The following is a 20357-nucleotide window of genomic DNA, read 5'->3' on the forward strand; positions in this document are numbered from 1 at the left end:
CATCGGTTAATGCGATGTAATTTAGCCTATGTCAGATTTAAAAACTTTACGTACGCTCAACAAGAGCCTTCCTTTTACACAGAAAATGCCGGTATTATTTCTGGGGCACGGGAGTCCTATGAATGCCATTGAGGAAAACGAATTCGTTTCCAATTTTAGACGTTTGGGCAGGGAAGTGGCAAGGCCAAAAGTGATTCTTTGCATATCTGCGCACTGGGAAACCCAAGGAACCAAGGTAACTGCCATGCAGCATCCACCTACCATTCACGATTTTGGTGGTTTCCCGCAAGCATTGTTCGATGTGCAATATCCCGCCCCGGGAAGTCCCGAAATGGCCCAAGTGACCAAGGAACTCATCACAAAGACCGATGTAGCATTGGACCACCACTGGGGACTGGACCATGGAGCCTGGAGTGTGATAAAGCACATGTACCCAGATGCCGATGTTCCTGTGATTCAATTGAGCTTGGATTATACGAAATCACCAAAATACCACTTTGAACTGGGGCAAGAATTGGAAAAACTACGGCACAAGGGGGTGTTGATCGTGGGCAGTGGCAACGTGGTGCATAACCTACGAAAGGTAAAATGGAACAAATTGAGCGATACCTATGCTTGGGATTGGGCCGAAGAGGCCAATGAAAAAATGAAATCCTTCATTTTGGACGGCAATTACCAAGCCTTGGTCGACTATGGAAAACAGGGTAGCAGTTTTGCCTTGTCCATACCAACACCCGAACATTATTTGCCCCTTCTTTATGTTTTGGGGCTGAAGAAAAAAAACGAATCCGTAGCACTGTTCAACGATAAAATGGTTGGTGGTTCCATAGGCATGTTGTCACTTAAGATAGATTAACCCAAATGGGAAACACATATAAATTTTACACAATGAAAAATAAAGTCATCATAATAACGGGAGCAGCCATGGGACTGGGTCTTGCCACAGCCGAATACCTCGCCGCCAAAGGCGCCAAATTATCACTAGTGGACTACAATGGTGAAGCTTTGGAAGATGCTGTCAAAAAACTGAAAGACATCAATGCAGATGTGGAACTATTGACCATTGAAGCAGATGTGTCCAACGAAGAAGCAGTAAAAAACTACGTAGAAAAAACCGTGGAGACCTTTGGTCGTATCGATGGATTCTACAACAATGCCGGTATCGAAGGAAAACAGGCTCCTATGACCGAGTACGATTTAGCGGTATTCAAAAAAGTGATAGATATCAATTTGATGGGCGTTTATTACGGAATGCGTTATGTGATTCCCGTTATGCAAAAACAGCAATACGGAAAAATTTTAAACGTAGCATCCGTAGGGGGAATTCGAGGGGTGCAGAACCAAACGGCCTACGTAGCCTCCAAACATGCCGTTTCCGGTATGACGAAGAACGCAGCCTTGGAATATGGACAGGATGGCATTTTAACCAACGCCATAGCTCCAGGTGCCATTCTAACCCCAATGGTGGAAGAAGCCTTTAAGCAAGTAAATCCCGATGACCCAAAAGCAGCGGAAACAGAATACGCTAAACGTAATCCCACCAGAAGAATCGGGTTGCCCAAAGAGGTCGCCACAGTAGTTTCGTTCTTATTGAGTGAAGAAAATGGCTATGTAAGTGGCCAAACCATCGCCATAGACGGAGGAGAATCCAACATATACGGAAACTCCTAAAAGTATATTGCCTCTTTACTTTGATTGATGATGGGAACCCCAGTTACCAACGTACCAGTGGTGCTGGGGTTTTTTGTTTTCAGCAGTCAGCCCATATAATTTTAAACCACTAAAATTCCCTACCTTGAAGCTCTTAAATAAACTAACTTGTATGAAACTTCGATTATTCCTTATCGGCTTGGTACTCCTTGCCGGTTATTCCTGTAAAACCGAACCTACTTCTTCCTTGGCCAACCATCAAGGGGAGGAAACTTATTCCGTAATCGTTAGTGAAACCAAAGTAGGCTTTCTTAAAGCCAATACTTCTGGGGACACCATCAACATTGATTACGACTACAAAAACAACGGTCGTGGCCCTACCATGAAAGAGACCATTGTGCTTAACGCCGAAGGCTATCCTGTAACATGGGAAGTTACGGGTAACACTACTTTCGGTAATGCCGTGGATGAACAGTTCTCCCTCGAGGGCACTGAGGCCTCTTGGACCGATGCCACTGGCTCGGAAAGCGCCTCTGTAGATGCTCCAAAAATCTATGTCAACCAATTTGGGAGTCCTTATACCGCAGTGTTGGCAGCCCGTTTACTTTTGGATGCCCCCGAAAACACCCTTCCCGTTCTACCAGCAGGAAATCTGACCCTGACCAAAATGGAGGATTTGACGGTTCCAAAAGCATCAGGCGAGGGCGAATTGGCCCTGACTACCTATGCGCTTTCCGGTGCAGAGATGAACCCCTCCTACTTTATCATGGATGAAAACGAAGAGTTCTTTGCGGCAATATCCCCAAGATATATTGTGATCAGGGATGGATACGAAGCCGAAGAAAAAGGCTTGCGGGAATTGGCCGAAAACTATTCTGCCGAGCGATTCGAAAAACTACAAAAAGAATATGCCCACAATTACGATGGAAAGGTACGCATCAAAAATGTGAAGATTTTTGACCCTAAGACCCTATCCTTGACAGACCCCGTTTCCGTGGTAGTGGAAGGAGAAAAAATTACGGCCATCGAAGCCGCCGATGCCTCTGGCGACAATGAAGTAACCATAGAGGGCAATGGTGGGACCTTGGTTCCCGGTTTGTACGAAATGCACGCCCACACCGGTGATAACGGGGCCCTACTGAACATTTTGGCAGGTGTGACCTCTTTCCGTGATATGGGTAACAATACAGAAGTACTGAGCAACTTGATCGAGAAAATAAATTCCGGCATATTGGCTGGCCCACGAGTTACCAGACTTGGCTTTATTGAAGGAAAAAGCCCGTACAGCAGTAACAACGGTATTTTGGTGGAAAGCCAAGAAGAAGCATTGGCCGCTGTGGATACCTATGATAGCCTTGGGTTCTACGGAGTGAAATTATACAACAGCATGAACGGCGATTGGGCCCCTGCCATCGTAAAAAAAGCACACGATCAAGGTTTGTTCGTGGCAGGTCACGTACCCGCTTTCTCCAATGCCAATGCCATGTTAAGTGCTGGTTTTGATGAGATGACCCACATTAACCAGACCATGCTGGGCTGGGTATTGGAGCCCGACGAAGACACCCGTACCCTATTGCGCTTGACCGCCATGAAACGTTTTCCAGAACTGGATTTGAACAGCGATAGGGTACAGGAAACACTTGACCTGTTCGTTGCCAACGAGACTGCAATGGACCCGACATTGGCCATCCACGAGCGTTTGATGCTTTCCCGCAACGGGGAAGTTACCCCCGGTGCCCGGGATTATGTGGACCACATGCCCCCTAACGAACAACGTAGCCTTAAAGTGGCCTTGGCACAGATTGCGGATGAAAAAGAGGACAAAGCCTACCGCGAAGCCTACGATAAGATTGTGGAGACCCTGAAACTCATGAAGGACAAAGGCATTTTAATTGTGGCCGGAACCGATTTGGGCGGCGCCTTTAACCTGCACCGTGAACTAGAACTTTATACTGAACAATTGGGCTATAGCCCTGCCGAAGTATTGAAATTGGCAAGCTACGACATGGCAGAATATTTGGGGCACGAAAGTTTGGGAAGTATTGAAACTGGAAAACTGGCCGATTTCTTCTTGGTACCCGGCAATCCAGTGGAGGATATCAAGGCCATTAAGACCATTGGAATGGTATCGCGCGGGGGAACTTTTTATTTCCCGACCGAAGTATATCCAGCCTTTGGCATAACCCCTTTTACGGACAAACCGGAAGTGATAGAATAAACAAGTTCATCAGATAAACTTGAAAAGCCAGTAACCCAATGTTGCTGGCTTTTTTGATTGAGATATAGCATAAAATTGGTTCTAAATAACTGAATATGTGGGTTTCTATTTATTTTTTGTTACTTGTATCAATCTCCCCCAATTAAAAAGGCACAACTAAAGTCGATTGCTGCTTTGTTGCACCATAATCAATATTCGAAATGAAAAAAATTGTATTTACATTGATTCTACCTCTCCTCAGTTATGCTCAGGCCTATGATCAACCAATTATTGATATGCACCTGCACGATTATGTGGAACAAACGTATTACGTAGCTCCTGCACCAGATGGTGTTTTTTCACCAAAAGATTATAAAACCTATAAAAAAGAACTGTTCAAAGCGCTAAAAGCTCACAACATTAAGAAAGCTGTGGTAAGCACCATTGGCGGAGACAACATTTTGGATGACAATGGCATTTTTATTCCCGGATACTACACCAATTCGCCCCCAACCGATACTGTGGCGTTCAAAGCCTTGATCACTTCAGGAAAACTCAAGTTTTTTGGGGAAATTGGGGCCGTGTATGATGGCTATACCCTATCCAATCCCGAATTTGAACCCTATCTAAACATCTGTGAGCGCTATAACATACCCGTTGCCATACATACCGGTGGCGGACCTATGGACATCACCTACCGCTGTTGTCCTAATTTTAGAATTAAGTTAGGAGACCCCTATACCTTGGAAGATGTGCTGGCCAAACATCCAAAATTGAAGATCTACATGATGCACGCTGGGGAGGTATTTTATGAAAATGCCCTGCGCTTAATGCTACAATACTCCCATCTTTATACCGATTTGGGAGTGATTCTATGGGTGGACGAGCAACCCAAGGATTATGCAGAACAGTTTTTACGCAAAGCGAAAAAATACGGCCTTATAGACCGTGTAATGTATGGCTCCGATCAAATGGTGTGGCCCCACGCTATTAAAAAAAGTATCGATCAATTAAACAGTTATGATTTTTTGACTGAAAGCGACAAAAGAAAAATTTTCTACGATAACGCGGTACGGTTTTTACACCTAGAGGAGTAACCGTTGACTTTAAAACATGTTTTTTGTTAGCCAGTAACATTGGGTTACTGGCTTTTTTATGGCCGATTCCGAAAGAATTCGGTATTTTCCATCACCATATCCACGATTCAACCCTAAAACAGGATAGCGAATGAATACAGCGCAAAGACTGGGATTTGACAAAAACACCAAATTATTGATCATCCATGCGGACGATGCAGGACTTTCCCACTCCGAGAATATGGCCACAATTAGGGCACTGGAAAAAGGCATCGTAAACTCTTACAGCATTATGGTGCCCTGTCCTTGGTTTCACGAAATGGCCGTGATCGCCAAAAACAATCCACAATACGATCTCGGGATTCATTTGACCCTGACCTGCGAATGGGAAAATTACCGTTTTGGACCCGTTTTGCCCGTTTCCGAAGTACCCAGCTTGGTAGATGAACATGGTCATTTCTTTAAAAAAAGGGAGCAACTATGCAAAAATGCAGCTCCCGAAGATGTGGAAAAAGAACTCCGGGCACAAATGGAAAAAGCCCTCGATTATGGCCTTGCCCCTACCCACATGGACTCGCACATGTACAGTGTAGGATCACACCCCGAGTTCTTTAAAACTTATCAAAAATTGGGCGATCAATACCAGCTTCCCGTTTTAGTGAACGAGCAATTGATGCAAATGGTAGGTCTGGATCCAAAAGTCCACATCAAAGAAGGGGATTTTGTAATCGACCGTACCTACGTTGGTGAGTTCCCATATTTTGAAAAAGAAGGCTTGGCCGCCTACTATCAATCCGTCTTGGAAAACTTGACCCCTGGTGCAAACCTCATTTTGATCCATCCCGCTTTTGATGAGCACGAAATGCAGGGCGTAACCATCAACCATCCCAATTTTGGGGCCGCATGGCGGCAGCAGGACTTTGACTTTTTTACCAGTGAAAAAACAAAGGAAACCCTTAAAAAGCAGCAAATTCAACTGGTAACGTGGGGAGCTATTAAAGATATTTTAAAATAATCCACTGGCCATCCGAATAAATTAAAGGACCATTGATACAATTTACCGCATCTAAACGTATTAAAATCATATCTTTAGGGAAACCAACCACCCGTGTTTAAATTCTTCCGTACCATTAGGCAGCGTTTACTGTCCGAAAACAAGTTCAGTAAATACCTGATTTATGCCATCGGGGAAATCATACTTGTGGTCATTGGGATATTGATCGCACTACGCATCAACAATTGGAACGAAAACCAAAAACTGTTACAGGAAGAAAAAGCCACCCTTGCCAGTCTTAAACTCGAATTCCAAAAAAACCTGACCCAACTCGAAGTGGACATTCAAGCCGTGGAGGCTTTTATAAGCGCTGGCAATAAAATTCTTGAACACACTGGTCCCGATTATGAATTCGGTACGTTGCAACATGTGGACAGCCTAATTAGCGTAACACCTCGAATGGCGGTCTGGGACCCCAGTCTATATACATTGAACAACATTAAAAGTTCGGGGAAACTGTCCAGCCTGTCCAACGAGGAATTAAAGATTTTATTGATTGAATGGGAAAGTTTTTACAGCAATTTATTGGATTGGGGAAGTTTTTATGTGGAACGTGGCAATACCTATTTTGATTATTTGATGGAGCATAGCAATAACCGAAACCTATCGATGATAGGACCTATCCAATTCAGCAAATCTAAATTTGATCTCAGTAACGAAGCGCTACTTCGACAACCTGAGTTCGAAAATATATTGGTGCACCGTGTAACCCATAATGCTTTTATGTTCGGATTTTACCAAGAAGCTAAAGCACGCCTAACAGCCATTATCGCACAATGTGAAACCTACGAGGATATACCTTAAAATCAAATTTACAAATTACTTGTTCGCAAAGAATAAACAGAAAACTCTACTAATTGAATTTGAACATTTTTATGCTATACCTCATTAGTTGTCGCCAAAAATGATGTAAACCAACATATTTCAATGATAAAATTCTTTAGAAAAATTAGGCAAAATTTACTTTCTGAGGGCAAAACCGGGAAATATCTCAAATATGCCATTGGAGAAATCGTACTTGTGGTTATTGGCATTCTTATAGCCTTGCAGATCAACAATTGGAATGAAAAAAGGAAGGATGATGTGAGAGCCTCCAACTATATTGATAGGATTTCTGAGGATTTAGAAAGGTCTATAAAAACAAGCGAAAGCCTAGTTCAGCTTAATAAATCCATTTTGAAATCCGTAACTGATACTCAAAAATTCTTAGAACGGGGAACTGAATTGAGTGCTGAGGAAAAAGAAATAGTGGATTATGCTTTTTTATGGTTTCCAAGAACAACTTACCAACTTCCAACGATGCTCACTTACGAAGAAATGAAAGAGAGTGGGGATTTATATCTTATTGATGATATAGAAGTAAGAAACAAATTGGCCGAATATTACAGTTACCTTAGACAAGTAGAATCAATCTATGATAAATTAAGTCAAGATATTGAAAACCAATTTGGGGTATACAACACCAAAATTAGGGCACATACAGACCCTGAAACTTTAGACATCACCTTTAACTATCAATTTAGCGAATTGTATAAGGACAACGTTTTTATAAATACGTTTTCGAGAATGACAATTCATTGGAGAGGCTTTGTCTATTTTATGGAGCGTGTTAACCGATTATCAAAAGAATTAAAATTGGAAATAGACAACTTAAATTAAGTAATTCAATAGCGATAGTACAGGGCCAACTATACAATCAATTCACTGTTTATGTAACTTTTGTTACACCTTTTTTGCTTGATAAATGTTTATTTTGAAGTATGCAGCCCGTCCACAACACCACATTTGATATTCGCATCCTGTCCATCGCTTTGTTGGCAGGTTTGTTATTGGTGGCGCCCTGCAAAGTTCGTAATTCCTTGGAACGCTCGCTAGGTTTGGAAAAATCAGAGGTTTCGAACAAACTCAAAACCACTGTGTCGGTCGAGTCCTGTGCTTCCTACGAGGCCATTCAACTCACCGAGGACTCACCTACAGATGCTCAGGGCATGGTCACAGCACTTTTACGTGCCGTATCCATGGATTCATTTGATACTACATTAAACAGCGAAAACAGCTTTTTTGCTACCCAACAGCACAAAGTAGCTTCGGTAGTTCCCCTTTATATTTTATATAGGCAATTCAAGATCTATTCATAAACAGTAACTTTTCCATATTAGGCATCGCCTACTCCCTCATCTTAAGTCGAATTATAAAAAACAACACATGCAATCAGTAAAACATTGGGGCCTTATCGCCCTGCTCATTGGAACCCTATCCGCTTGCAAGGATGGTAAAACTCCTGCACAGGACTCCGAGCAAACTATAACCATATTACAGACCGCTGATATTCACGGTCAACTGTTTCCCCACGACGAACTGTTTTGGGAAGACGAACAGATCACCTTTAGGAAATTGGGCGGATTGGCCCATGTAAAAACCCTTTTTGAGGACGAGCGCAGTAAAAACCCCGAAGGCACTCTAATTTTGGATGGTGGCGACCTCATCCAAGGAAGCGCGTATGCCGCCCTATCCGAAGGGAAAGCCTTTTCCCCCATTATTCAACAAATGGGTTACGACTTTCTAATTCCCGGTAACTGGGAGGTGGTGTATGGCAAACAAACCATGATGGACGTACTTACTCAGTACGACACCCCTGTGATTTCCGCCAATATGTACCACGAGGCCACGGGAGAATCCCTATTTCCCCAGTATTTTGTAAAAGAACTGAAAGGTGTAAAACTCGGATTTATTTCTTATAACGACCCCGAAATTCCGGTGCGTCAGAATCCATCCTTCAGCGAGGGCATTCGTTTTGACCCCATCGATGCAAATTTGGAAGCCCTGATTACGGAACTCAAGGATAATCAAAATGTGGATGTGTTGTTTTTGGTGACACATATCGGCATCAGTAAACAATACGATTTGGCCAACAACCCCGCTTTGGAACGGGTAGACTACCTGCTCGGGAACGACACCCACGAACGCATTCGTAAACCTTTGCAGGCCAAATACACCAAGGTTACCGAGCCAGGGGCTTTTGCCTCCTTTGTGGGCAAGCTTACCTTAACCGTAAAAGATGGCCAAGTAGTGAGCGAAGCTTATGATCTTTTGGAAGTAGACCCCAAAAAATACGCTGCTGACGAAAAAGTGGCCCAAATCATTGAAACAGCTACCGCTCCGTACCAAGAGGAAGCCAATGAGGTTTTAGGATATACGAGTGTTCCACTCTACCGCTATTTTGTGGTGGAAAACCCAATGGACAATTTTATCACCGATGCTGCCCGATGGAAAACAGGTGTGGATGTTTCCATTTCCAACGGATTCCGGTTCAGTACGCCAATTTCGGTTGAAGAAGGCGGCAAATCCCCTATTACCAAGGCAGACCTATGGAGCATGCTCCCCGTAAACGAAAAAGTGAAAATTGGAAAGGCCAGCGGTCAACAAATCAAAGATTGGTTGGAAAAAGAACTGCACAATGTATTCGCTCAAAACCCCACAGAACGCTTTGGTGGCTGGTTGGTACGTTTTTCGGGCATGGAACTTACCTTTTATGCCAATAAGCCCAAAGGAGAGCGCGTAGCCTCCATAAAAATTGGAGGAGAGCCCATTCAGGACGATAAACTATATACCATGTCGGCGTGTCGTAGAGAAGGCGAACCATTACATACGCTCTGCCGTATGCCCAATACTGTTGAGACCGAGGTGATGGACTATACGATCCATGATGTCATTGAGGAATATCTCAAAGAAAAAGGCACCATTGCACCAAGTTTGGATGGAAGGGCCAAAGCGTTGGATTTAGGTCCAAATGTATTGTCCCAATTACCGGGAACCGATTATCAATTCCATTAAAACAGGGTCATGCAAAACAATACTGTTGAAGTCAGCCGTAGCTCCATTTCGGTGCTACGGGTCATGGTAAGTTTGATTTTCATCGTAGCCAGTTTAAACCATTTGATCAATACAGATAAAGCAGTAGCTAGAATCGAAAATGCCAAGTTTGGCGTTCTTGGCAACTTGTTAGGTTCACCAGAAGTCTCGGTAATTGCCTCTGGAGTGGTGATGCTGTTAGCGGGTATTGCCCTGGCTATAGGGTTTCGTACCAAATGGGCGGCCATATTATTGATCGTTATGCTGATTCCCATTACTTTGACCATTCAAGTGGGACAAATGTCCACTGTGGGACCCTTGTTCAAGAACATCGCCATTTTGGGCGGACTCCTATTTTTTGTACTGAATCCAAAACTTAAAAAGCAATAAAATGAAGCAATTAATCACTCTGGCCGTAATGGCTATCACCCTGTTTGGAGGGCTTACCGAAGTCAGTGCCCAAACAACATACAACAAAGAACAGAACAACTACATTGTGCTTACCCGTAAAATCCCGCAATTAAAGGCGATTTTATCAGCCGCGGATGAACTAGCTACAAGTGATGGTGCCAAGTTCGGGGAGTTTCACGTAGTCATCTGCGGAGAGACCGTAAAAGGTCTTACTGACATAGAACAAATGCAACCGTTTTTGGATATGGCAAAAAGTGAAAAGATAAAACTGTTGGGGTGCGGTTTTTCCTTGAAAAAATTCGGGGTGGACGCCAGTAAATTACCCAAGGAAATGGGTGTAGTGGACAATGGTATCCTATACAATTTTAAGCTACAAAAAGATGGTTTTTTGAGCATTACGTTGTAAAAAAACCTGGTTTTGTTGTTAAAGGGGCGATGGAAACATTGTCCCTTTTTCTTTTTTGGTACTTTTAAGGAAATGGATACTACAACAAATAGAATCAATCGGAGAACATTGTTGAAGACATCGGCATTGACCATGCTGGGATTGTCAATTCCAACTGTAACATGGGCCGCTGGTAAAACCAATGACCCTAATACCGTTAATGTGCCCAAACACTTCCCCAATATACCTCCTGAAATTATTGAAGAGGTGGTAGGAAAATCCCATTTTGATTTGGAAGGGGTAAAATCCTTGGTCGGTAAAAGACCTGAACTGTCAAGGTCGGTATGGGAGTGGCGTTTTGGTGATTTTGAATCGGCCATTGGAGCAGCATCCCATGTAGGTAGAAGAGATATCGCCCTGTATTTGATGAGCAAAGGTGCTCGCCCTACCCTTTTCACTTTTGCAATGTTGGGCCATTTAAATGTGGTAAAATCAGCTATTGGAGCAACACCCGGAATACAGGAAACCACAGGACCCCACGGAATTAGCTTGTTGGACCATGCCTATGCCGGTGAGCGCATGAAGGACAACATGAGCCAATCTGAAATTGAATCCCTGGAGCAGACCATTGATTACTTATCCGGCTTGGGCAACGCTAGCGGCACAGATTATATGGATGTAAGCCCCGAAGAACAGAAAAAGTATCTGGGGGATTACAAATATGGGAACGGGGACAATGAAGGTTTCACTATCGGTGTAAATATGAGAAAACTGTTGTCACTAGGTCCTATTGGTGGATTTGGAGGTGCTTTGTACAAAGTTGGGGATAATCTTTTCACTTATAATGGCACACCTTCGGTGACCATCTCATTCAATATGAAAAAAGGAGATATTACATCGCTGACCCTCACAGAACCGGACATCACCCTTACTGCGGAAAAGGTTTCATAGTACATTAATCTTGAAAAAATTTGAGACTGGACGGCACAAAACTTCATCAAGGTAATGCGTGTTATAGCTAATGCGTTCTATATAAGTTGAACCTGCATAAGCATTTTTTTGACGCTTATGCTGTAAAAAGCTCCCTTTTTAGGTTGATAAAATGGAGCGGTCTTGATATAACTCCTTTTTTTTAATACCTTGTATATCAGCAAAAATGGAATCCAGAGACCATTTTAAAAACGGGGTGGGGTCCGAAAAACCAAAAGAGTAGGAGTTAAAACTTTACCTTCATGCCAAAATATGTCATCGAAAGAGAAGTTCCCGGAGCAGGTGATTTATCTCCGGAACAATTAAAAGGAATTTCCGAAACCTCATGCGGGGTATTGAGAAAAATGGGACCCGAAATCCAATGGGTGCACAGTTATGTCACTGGAGACAAAATCTATTGCATTTATAATGCCCCCAACGAAGAAATGGTTCGTGAACATGCGAGTCAAGGAGGTTTCCCTGCCAATGTTGTCAATAAGGTAGCAACCATTATCGATCCCACCACAGCTGAATAAAATTCTCTGTTTGATTTTAATCCATGTGATTCCAACAGATTCCACCGCTATTGAATCTGTGACTTTTTACGGTGTCATTAAACCATGAACATTTACGAGGCACATAAGGCAAATCCCGATATATTCACACAGCTCTCCCTTAAAGACCTGTTGTTCTGTTACTACGAATGTCCCCAAAAGGAACAGGTGCTACAATTATACTCCAACCACAACCAATTTACTTTTACCATTAGTGGCAAGCGCATCATTCAACATGGAGACCACAGATGGGAGTTGAGTGCCGATCAGGGGTTTTTGTTGAAGCGAGGTGCCTTTCATCAAGAATTAACACATGATTTTTCTGGTTGGAAAGTGTTGGTGCTCTACCTCAAGGATAATTATCTAAAAAATATTTTTGAGGAGTTTAGGCAGTACCTTCCATTGAACAATTTGCCCGAAGTGAGTACAGAAATGATAGAGGAGTTCGAAATAAACGACCAGATTCGTAACAGTTATGAGAGTCTCCTACCCTATTTTGATAAATCGAAAGTATTCCCAGATTCCATTTTTGAAGGCAAATTCAAAGAACTGCTTTTTTCCATAATCTCCCATCCCAACAATAGGCATATATTGGCCTACATCAATCAAATTTCAGAAGACTACCTAATTCCTATCTGGGAGGTCATGGAAGCTAATTATTTCTACGAACTAAGCATCGCTGATTTTGCTAAAATTGCAAATCGAAGCCTTGCAACTTTCCGCCGTGATTTTGAGGCACATTACCACACCACACCAGGTAAATGGCTTACTTCCAAACGGCTTGAAAAAGCAAAATTACTGCTTCAAAGTTCTGATAAATCCATTGGGGACATCATCTTCAGTTGCGGCTTCAAGAACATGTCCCATTTTAGTCGCATTTTTAAGGAACGTTACAGCCTATACCCTACCCAGTATAGAGAACAACATCGATAATACGTCTTTTTCTTTTACCCATTGAACGGTAAAGTAAAAAGTTTGATCATTACAGTAAAGTAAGTTTCTGAAAATCAATCTAATTTGGCTTTGTAACCTTAAAATTCAAAGTCATGAAGTATGTATTATCAATACCCCTACTATTTTTCTGCGGAAACTTATTTGCTCAAACTTCAGTAACTGCTGAAACAGGGAAAAAAGTCATTATCGACAATGATAAAATGCAAGTAATAGAACATGTCAGTACAAGTAATGGCGATGTTTGCGGAAAGGGAATGCACCATCATGCCCCACATTTAACCGTTGTCCTATCCGATGCAAAAGTCCGAATAACCCCCGAAAAAGGAAAGTCTCAGGTTGTGGAGGTCAGTGCAGGAACATCTATCTGGTTTGAATCAGAAACGCATTCAGCCATCAATTTAAGTAAACAACCCACCAAAATGCTCTTGGTATATTTGAAAGATTAGATTTTTCTAGTAGTTCCGCCACTTTTGGGTGAACTCGAACACATGCTCCAAAATTTTGGCCTCGGTATCGTTGAATTCCATATGACGACGTTTCATCATGGCCTCGGCCACTTCAAAAGCCTTGTTGGTCCTAAAAGTGGTGTAGCCTGCCGTTGCCCCGCCCCAACTAAAGCTGGGGATAAAGTTCCTAGGGAACCCACTTCCAAAAATATTGGAACTTACCCCTACCACGGTCCCCGTATTGAACATTACATTGATGCCGCACTTGCTATGGTCGCCCATCATGAGTCCACAAAATTGCAGCCCTGTTTTGGCAAAACCTCCGGTTTTGTAGTTCCACAGTCGCACGGGTGCATAGTTGTTCTTTAAATTGGAGGTATTGGTGTCCGCCCCGATATTGCACCACTCCCCTAGCACAGAATTCCCCAAGAAACCATCGTGGCCTTTGTTGGAGTTGGCAAAAAGTACCGCATTGTTGACCTCACCGCCCAATTTGCAACCAGGTCCAGCGGTTACCGCTCCATAAATTTTAGCACCCATTTTTAAAATGGCATTTTCGCAAAGGGCGAGTCCGCCGCGGACCATACAACCTTCCATCATCAAGGCATTTTTACCAATATAAATGGGGCCCGTAGAAGCATTTAAAATGCAAAACTCCACTGTGGCACCTTCTTCGATAAAAATATTTTCGGGACTCTTTACTTGGTTCGTATCGGGTATGGGTTGACTTTTTCTTCCTTTCGTGATCAAATCAAAATCAGCTTGGAGGCCAGCTGCGTTGTTGGAAAAGATATCCCAGGTATTTTTTATGGTCAAAACTTCGTCTTCAAATAGAATAGCCGTGTATGCCGATTCCTCAAAGCCTGTTTCCAGGTTTTCTGTAACGTAAGCGATATAGCTGTCGTTCCCGATCAAAGCTTCGCCCATCTTTAAATTATTGATGGCATCCACCAACTTTTCATTGGGCAAATAACTACCATTGATCACGGTGTTTTCGGCAGTAACAGTCAACGGAAATTTTTCAGAAAGGTATTCCTCTGTTTGATGGCTCACAGAAGCGTTCAACCATTTTTCCCATTTTTCGCCAATGGTCAAAATACCCACCCGAATCTCGGATACGGGGCGTGTGAATGTAAAGGGAAACAGGTCTTCTCGGTGGTTACCGTCGGAAAGGATATAGTTCATAGCGCAGCTTTGAATAGGATAAAAATAAAAAAACGCCCTCGAAAAGTATCGAGAGCGTTCCTATATTTCGTTAAAAAGTACGACCTACTCGGCCTCCTTCTTATCTTCCTTCTTAAATTTCTTGTACTTGTTCTTGAACTTGTCAATTCTACCAGCGGTATCGACCAATTTGGTCTTACCAGTGTAGTATGGGTGAGAAGTTCTTGAAATTTCCAATTTTACCAAAGGGTATTCAACACCATCAACAGTGATGGTCTCTTTCGCTTCAGCAGTGGACTTTGTAATGAACACGTCATCGTTGGACATGTCTTTAAAAGCAACCAATCTATAGTTTTCTGGGTGTATACCTTTTCTCATCGTCTTAAATGCTTAATCTCAGAATTTTCAGGGTGCAAATTTAATGATTTCTTTGACACCTCCAACTTAAAATCACTAAAAAAATAAAGTTAAATTTATATGTAACAAATGTAAGCATTCAATAACTAACCTTCTATAAGCAACACTAATTTAAAAATCATGGAAGAACAAAAAGCAAAAACTGGAAAATTCGCGCTTAATTACGGACTATTATCAGGTCTGATTTCTGTGGTGTTTGGAGTTATGCTCTACACCCAGAAAATGCACTACGAGACAAGCACTGCCGTAATCGTAATCTCTATTCTAATCTTAGCGGCAATCATTTTTTTGGCCGTCCAAGCGTTTAAAAAAGCCAATGGTGGTTATTTAACCATTTCCGAAGCTCTAAAAGTTGCGGTGGGGGTTGCCCTGGTTGGTGCCATAATTTCTTTGGTCTATCAATTTATACTGACCAACTTTATTGAGCCCGACTTTATGGACAAGGCAATGGAACTTGCCAAACCAAAAGCAATGGCCCAAAACCCCAATATGACGGAGGAACAGTGGGAACAAGGTGTGGAAATGCAGAAAAGCTTTGCTTGGATTCAGTATCCCGTACTCTTGATCATGAACTCCGTGCTGGGTCTGATCATAGGTCTAATCACAGGCTTGATCTTGAAAAAGTCCAAAGCGGATTACTAAAACAAAAAATGCTACTTTTGAAGGGAATTCCAGAATCGAACAATGCAGATTTCCATTGTAATTCCTTTACTTAACGAGCGTGAGTCTCTAAAAGAACTACATGATTGGATTGTACAAGTGATGCAATCCAATCATTTTTCTTATGAAATCATCTTTATCGATGATGGTAGCACCGATGGGTCTTGGGAGATTATTTCAGAACTTTCCAAAGCTGATGAAAATGTAAAAGCTATCCGATTCCTAAAAAATTTTGGTAAATCGCAGGCTCTTCATGCCGGTTTTAAGGCTACAGAAGGAGAGGTAGTCATTACCATGGATGCAGACTTACAGGATAATCCCGAAGAAATTCCAGAAATGTACCGAATGATTACCCAAGAGGGACATCATGTGGTATCGGGCTGGAAAAAGAAGCGGTACGACTCCGTCATCACCAAAAACATACCTTCCAAACTATTCAATTGGGCAGCACGTAAAACCTCTGGGGTAAAACTCCATGACTTTAACTGTGGCCTCAAGGCCTTCAACCAAAAAGTGGTAAAAACCATCGAAGTATCTGGAGAAATGCACCGATACATCCCTGTTTTGGCCAAAAATGCCGGATTTTCAGATATTACGGAAAAAGTGGTTCAGCACCAGGCAAGAAAATATGGTTCCACCAAATTCGGTGCAGAACGCTTTATCAATGGATTCTTGGATTTGATAACCATTTGGTTTGTCTCCAAATTTGGACGCAGGCCCATGCATTTGTTTGGAGCATTGGGCGTACTTATGTTCTTTGTTGGTTTTGGGTTTTCGCTTTATTTGGGAATCGACAAACTATTTTTAAACCCAACTGGGAGACTGATCACACAACGACCTCAATTTTATATAGCATTGACTGCCATGATTATAGGTACGCAATTGTTTTTGGCAGGTTTTATTGGAGAGATCATGGTACGATCTAGAAAAAACGACACGCGTTACAATATCTCCGACAAAATTAACCTCTAGGCCATTCTTAAACCCTACAAACTTTGTATTTTTAAATCTCTAAACAAACGATAGACACTATGGATCCCATTACAGAGACAGCACAATCTTGGTTAAACGATTTTTTTGATGAAGACACGAAGAAGGAAGTCAAACACTTGATAAACAACGATACAGAGGAACTTAAGGAACGTTTTTATAAAGATTTAGAGTTTGGAACCGGCGGAATGCGTGGTGTAATGGGGGTTGGTACCAATAGAATCAACAAATACACTTTGGGGAAAAACACCCAAGGACTCAGTAATTATCTTAAAAAATCGTACACTGACGACGACCTGAAAGTCGTAATCGCTTACGATTGCAGACATAATTCGCAATCCTTGGCAAGGACCGTTGCAGAGGTATTCTCGGCCAATGGAATTAGGGTTCACTTATTTTCGGATTTAAGAACTACACCTGAGCTGTCTTTTGCAGTAAGGTATTTGGGGTGCCATGCAGGAATCGTGCTTACGGCCTCCCATAACCCGCCAGAATACAATGGATACAAAGTATATTGGGCCGATGGCGGACAGATTGTACCTCCTCAGGATGGTGAAATTATTGCCGAAATCAATGCCCTTTCTTTTGAGGACATCAAGTTCGACAAGAATGAAAGCTTGATTCACCTGATTGATAAAGAAGTTGACGAGGCCTTTTTTGAAGCTTCCGTAAGTAACGGCAGTTTTGATGCAAAGGGAAAAGATGATTTTAAAATCGTTTTCACTTCCTTGCACGGAACCTCGATTACCGCTATTCCAGAGGTATTGAAACGAGCAGGTTATAAAAACGTTACCATCATCGAGGAACAGGCCGAGCCCAATGGCGATTTTCCAACAGTGGAATCACCAAATCCGGAAGAGCCCGAAGCATTGTCCATGGCAATCGCCAAGGCAGAGGAAATAGGTGCGGATATGGTGGTGGGCACCGACCCGGACAGCGACCGTTTGGGTATTGCCGTTCGCAACCTCGAGGGAAAAATGGAACTGTTGAACGGGAACCAAACCATGGTGCTTATGACCAAGTTCCTTTTGGACCAATACAAGAAAAAAGGATTTAAGGGCAACGAGTTTATTGCCACGACCATAGTTTCCACCCCAATGATGCAACAAATGGCCAAATCATACGGTGTGGAGTTCAAAACAGCTTTGACAGGGTTTAAATGGATCGGTAAAATGATAAAGGACTTTCCAAGCTCCCAATTCATAGGTGGCGGTGAAGAGAGTTTTGGATATATGGTCGGTGATTTTGTAAGGGATAAAGATGCAGTAACCTCCACCCTATTGGCCTGTGAAATTGCTGCCAATGCCAAGGCCAATGGAAGTTCTTTTTATAAAGATTTGATAGACGCTTACGTAGAGTTTGGTTTTTACAGGGAAAAATTGATCTCCATCACCAAAAAAGGAATGAGCGGGGCAGAGGAAATCAAGCAAATGCTAAAGGATTTCAAAGAAAATCCTGTAGATACGGTGCAAGGCTCAAAACTGTTGTACATTGAAGATTACAACACATCCATCGTTAAAAATGTACAGACAAACGAAGAGTTTACCCTTCATTTGCCCAAGTCCAATGTATTGATTTATGAAACGGAGGATGGTACCCGAATTGCCGCTCGACCCAGTGGAACGGAACCAAAGGTAAAGTTCTACATCAGTACAAATACAAAATTGGACAAGGCCGCCGATTATAAATCCGTAAATTCGCAGTTGGAAACCAAAATTGAAGGTATCCTTTCCGAGCTGAATTTATAGTGAATGAACTACTTTAAAAAGATTCTCCAATTTGCGGTTCCATACCGTAAATACGGTTTTCTGAATATTTTTTTCAATATTCTCTATGCATTGTTTAGTGCATTGTCCTATGCTGCACTTATTCCAATGCTCAATGTCCTGTTCGATCAGACCCAGCAGATCAACGAGCCCCCAAAATTGGAAAGTATTGGTAAGCTTAAGGATTATTTCATGGACTACATGAATTATCAAGTGACCCAATATTCCGGTGATGACCCCATGAAAGGACTTCTATTAGCCGTTGGACTCATCTTGTTTTTATTCCTTTTTAAGAATATCTTCAACTATTTGGCCATGTATTTCATTACTTTTTTAAGGAATGGCGTACTGAAGGATATCCGAAACAAGATGTACGAGAAAATCATGGATTTGCCCATCTCCTACTTCTCCGAGAAAAAGAAAGGGGACGTAATCGCCCGAATCACGTCGGATGTATTGGAAATACAACACTCCTTTCTTTCTATTTTGGAATTGATTGTCAGAGAGCCACTTACCATACTCTTTACGATTATTGTGATGTTTTTGATCAGTGTAAAACTGACCATATTCGTATTCATTTTTATTCCCATTGCCGGAATGATCATTTCTAGAATCGGTAAATCCCTAAAGAAAAAATCAGATAGGGTCCAAAAAGAACAAGGAGAATTTCTCTCTATTGTGGAAGAAACATTGGGTGGACTCCGGGTCATCAAAGCGTTTAATTCAGAATCCAAATTCTACAATACATTCAAAAATTCCACATCGAGATTCTTTAGATTCTCCAACTCCTTGTTGAACCGTCAAAACCTATCATCTCCGACCAGTGAATTCCTTGGGATTGTTGTTTTTGGTGTACTGTTATGGTTTGGAGGACGAATGGTATTATTGGAAGGAACCCTTGATGCCGCCTCATTTATTTCTTATATGGGTTTGGCATTCAACATTTTGACCCCTGCCAAGGCTATCAGTAAAGCATCTTATGGGGTTAAAAAGGGAAATGCTGCGGCCGAACGTGTGTTGGAGATACTCGAATCCGAAAACCCGATCAAAAACATTGAAGGTGCCGAAGAAAAAACAGATTTCACCTCGGGAATAGAACTCAACGAAGTTGGGTTCAAGTATGAAGACGATTACGTACTGAAAAACTTCAACCTAAAGGTTGACAAAGGCAAGACAGTAGCCTTAGTTGGGCAATCAGGTAGTGGTAAGAGTACCGTGGCCAATTTGGTGACCCGATTCTACGATGTCAATAAAGGGGAAATCCTGATTGATGGGACCAACATCAAAAACATTACCAAAAAATCACTCCGTGGATTGATGGGGCTGGTCACGCAAGACTCCATCCTCTTTAACGATTCCGTGAAGAGCAACATAGCTTTAGGCAAGGAAAATGCCACAATGGACGAAATTATGGAAGCTGCCAAAGTAGCCAATGCACACGATTTTATCATGGATTTGCCCAATGGCTACGACACCAATATTGGTGATAGCGGAAATAAATTGAGTGGAGGACAAAAACAACGCTTATCGATCGCACGGGCAGTGCTTAAAAACCCACCTATCATGATTTTGGATGAGGCAACCTCTGCTCTGGACACCGAAAGCGAGCGATTGGTTCAGGATGCCTTGGAGAAAATGATGCAAAATCGCACCTCCATCGTTATTGCACACCGACTGTCCACTATCCAGAACGCCGATAGCATTGTGGTGATGAGCAAAGGGGAAATCGTGGAACAGGGAAACCACGAAGAGTTGATGAAATCCGCCAAAAATTATAAGAAGCTGGTAGAGATGCAATCATTCACTTGATAG

21 protein-coding genes are annotated in these 20357 nt (G+C 42.3%); 19 read left to right on the forward strand and 2 right to left on the reverse strand.

What is annotated here, in order from left to right:
• Nucleotides 1-28 precede the first annotated feature (28 nt).
• From ygiD to J0654_RS06835, 15 genes are all read left to right on the forward strand, one after another.
• Entirely contained in the window at nucleotides 29-856 is an 828-nt protein-coding gene (gene ygiD, locus J0654_RS06765) for a 4,5-DOPA-extradiol-dioxygenase (RefSeq protein WP_207027017.1), read from the forward strand.
• 32 nt (nucleotides 857-888) lie between these two features.
• Nucleotides 889-1671, forward strand: a complete 783-nt coding sequence (locus J0654_RS06770; protein WP_207027019.1) for a glucose 1-dehydrogenase — start codon at nucleotides 889-891, stop codon at nucleotides 1669-1671.
• Between the two features lie 151 nt (nucleotides 1672-1822).
• Complete coding sequence (locus J0654_RS06775; protein WP_207027028.1) at nucleotides 1823-3868, forward strand: amidohydrolase family protein; 2046 nt, start codon at nucleotides 1823-1825, stop codon at nucleotides 3866-3868.
• A 200-nt stretch (nucleotides 3869-4068) separates the two neighbouring features.
• Nucleotides 4069-4944, forward strand: a complete 876-nt coding sequence (locus J0654_RS06780) for an amidohydrolase family protein (RefSeq protein ID WP_207027030.1) — start codon at nucleotides 4069-4071, stop codon at nucleotides 4942-4944.
• Between the two features lie 130 nt (nucleotides 4945-5074).
• A complete protein-coding gene (locus J0654_RS06785) occupies nucleotides 5075-5938 on the forward strand; it encodes a polysaccharide deacetylase family protein (RefSeq protein ID WP_207027032.1) in 864 nt (287 codons plus the stop codon).
• Between the two features lie 93 nt (nucleotides 5939-6031).
• A complete protein-coding gene (locus J0654_RS06790) occupies nucleotides 6032-6781 on the forward strand; it encodes a DUF6090 family protein (protein WP_207027034.1) in 750 nt (249 codons plus the stop codon).
• Between the two features lie 123 nt (nucleotides 6782-6904).
• Complete coding sequence (locus tag J0654_RS06795; RefSeq protein WP_207027036.1) at nucleotides 6905-7636, forward strand: DUF6090 family protein; 732 nt, start codon at nucleotides 6905-6907, stop codon at nucleotides 7634-7636.
• A gap of 101 nt (nucleotides 7637-7737) precedes the next feature.
• Nucleotides 7738-8115, forward strand: a complete 378-nt coding sequence (locus J0654_RS06800; protein ID WP_207027037.1) for a hypothetical protein — start codon at nucleotides 7738-7740, stop codon at nucleotides 8113-8115.
• A gap of 67 nt (nucleotides 8116-8182) precedes the next feature.
• On the forward strand, nucleotides 8183-9811 hold the full coding sequence (locus J0654_RS06805; RefSeq protein ID WP_207027039.1) for a bifunctional metallophosphatase/5'-nucleotidase: 1629 nt from the start codon (nucleotides 8183-8185) through the stop codon (nucleotides 9809-9811).
• 9 nt (nucleotides 9812-9820) lie between these two features.
• Nucleotides 9821-10219 carry a DoxX family protein gene (locus J0654_RS06810; protein WP_207027041.1) on the forward strand — a complete coding sequence of 133 codons (399 nt, stop codon included), beginning with the start codon at nucleotides 9821-9823 and terminating at the stop codon, nucleotides 10217-10219.
• A 1-nt stretch (nucleotide 10220) separates the two neighbouring features.
• Entirely contained in the window at nucleotides 10221-10646 is a 426-nt protein-coding gene (locus tag J0654_RS06815) for a sulfur reduction protein DsrE (RefSeq protein WP_207027043.1), read from the forward strand.
• A gap of 72 nt (nucleotides 10647-10718) precedes the next feature.
• Nucleotides 10719-11576: a hypothetical protein gene (locus J0654_RS06820; protein ID WP_207027045.1), complete on the forward strand. Its 858-nt coding sequence runs from the start codon at nucleotides 10719-10721 to the stop codon at nucleotides 11574-11576.
• A 281-nt stretch (nucleotides 11577-11857) separates the two neighbouring features.
• Nucleotides 11858-12130: a DUF4242 domain-containing protein gene (locus J0654_RS06825; RefSeq protein ID WP_207027047.1), complete on the forward strand. Its 273-nt coding sequence runs from the start codon at nucleotides 11858-11860 to the stop codon at nucleotides 12128-12130.
• Nucleotides 12131-12214: 84 nt separating this feature from the next.
• A complete protein-coding gene (locus tag J0654_RS06830; RefSeq protein ID WP_207027049.1) occupies nucleotides 12215-13081 on the forward strand; it encodes a helix-turn-helix domain-containing protein in 867 nt (288 codons plus the stop codon).
• Nucleotides 13082-13194: 113 nt separating this feature from the next.
• On the forward strand, nucleotides 13195-13548 hold the full coding sequence (locus J0654_RS06835; protein ID WP_207027051.1) for a hypothetical protein: 354 nt from the start codon (nucleotides 13195-13197) through the stop codon (nucleotides 13546-13548).
• 6 nt (nucleotides 13549-13554) lie between these two features.
• On the opposite strand, the gene J0654_RS06840 is transcribed toward J0654_RS06835, so the two are convergent.
• Nucleotides 13555-14733 (reverse strand): GlmU family protein, encoded by a 1179-nt coding sequence (locus tag J0654_RS06840; protein ID WP_207027053.1) that lies wholly within the window; start codon nucleotides 14731-14733, stop codon nucleotides 13555-13557.
• An 84-nt stretch (nucleotides 14734-14817) separates the two neighbouring features.
• Nucleotides 14818-15090 (reverse strand): type B 50S ribosomal protein L31, encoded by a 273-nt coding sequence (locus J0654_RS06845; protein WP_127137783.1) that lies wholly within the window; start codon nucleotides 15088-15090, stop codon nucleotides 14818-14820.
• A gap of 159 nt (nucleotides 15091-15249) precedes the next feature.
• On the opposite strand from J0654_RS06845, the gene J0654_RS06850 reads away from it, so the two are divergent.
• From J0654_RS06850 to J0654_RS06865, 4 genes are read left to right on the forward strand one after another with little or no spacing between them, the layout of a single operon-like run.
• Nucleotides 15250-15771, forward strand: a complete 522-nt coding sequence (locus J0654_RS06850; protein ID WP_207027055.1) for a DUF4199 domain-containing protein — start codon at nucleotides 15250-15252, stop codon at nucleotides 15769-15771.
• 42 nt (nucleotides 15772-15813) lie between these two features.
• A complete protein-coding gene (locus tag J0654_RS06855) occupies nucleotides 15814-16761 on the forward strand; it encodes a glycosyltransferase family 2 protein (RefSeq protein WP_207027057.1) in 948 nt (315 codons plus the stop codon).
• Nucleotides 16762-16820: 59 nt separating this feature from the next.
• Nucleotides 16821-18527, forward strand: a complete 1707-nt coding sequence (locus tag J0654_RS06860; protein WP_207027059.1) for a phospho-sugar mutase — start codon at nucleotides 16821-16823, stop codon at nucleotides 18525-18527.
• A 3-nt stretch (nucleotides 18528-18530) separates the two neighbouring features.
• Nucleotides 18531-20354 (forward strand): ABC transporter ATP-binding protein, encoded by a 1824-nt coding sequence (locus J0654_RS06865; protein WP_207027061.1) that lies wholly within the window; start codon nucleotides 18531-18533, stop codon nucleotides 20352-20354.
• Nucleotides 20355-20357: the final 3 nt, after the last annotated feature.

This window comes from Flagellimonas profundi (assembly GCF_017313275.1).
GTDB classification, from domain to species: Bacteria; Bacteroidota; Bacteroidia; order Flavobacteriales; family Flavobacteriaceae; genus Flagellimonas; species Flagellimonas profundi.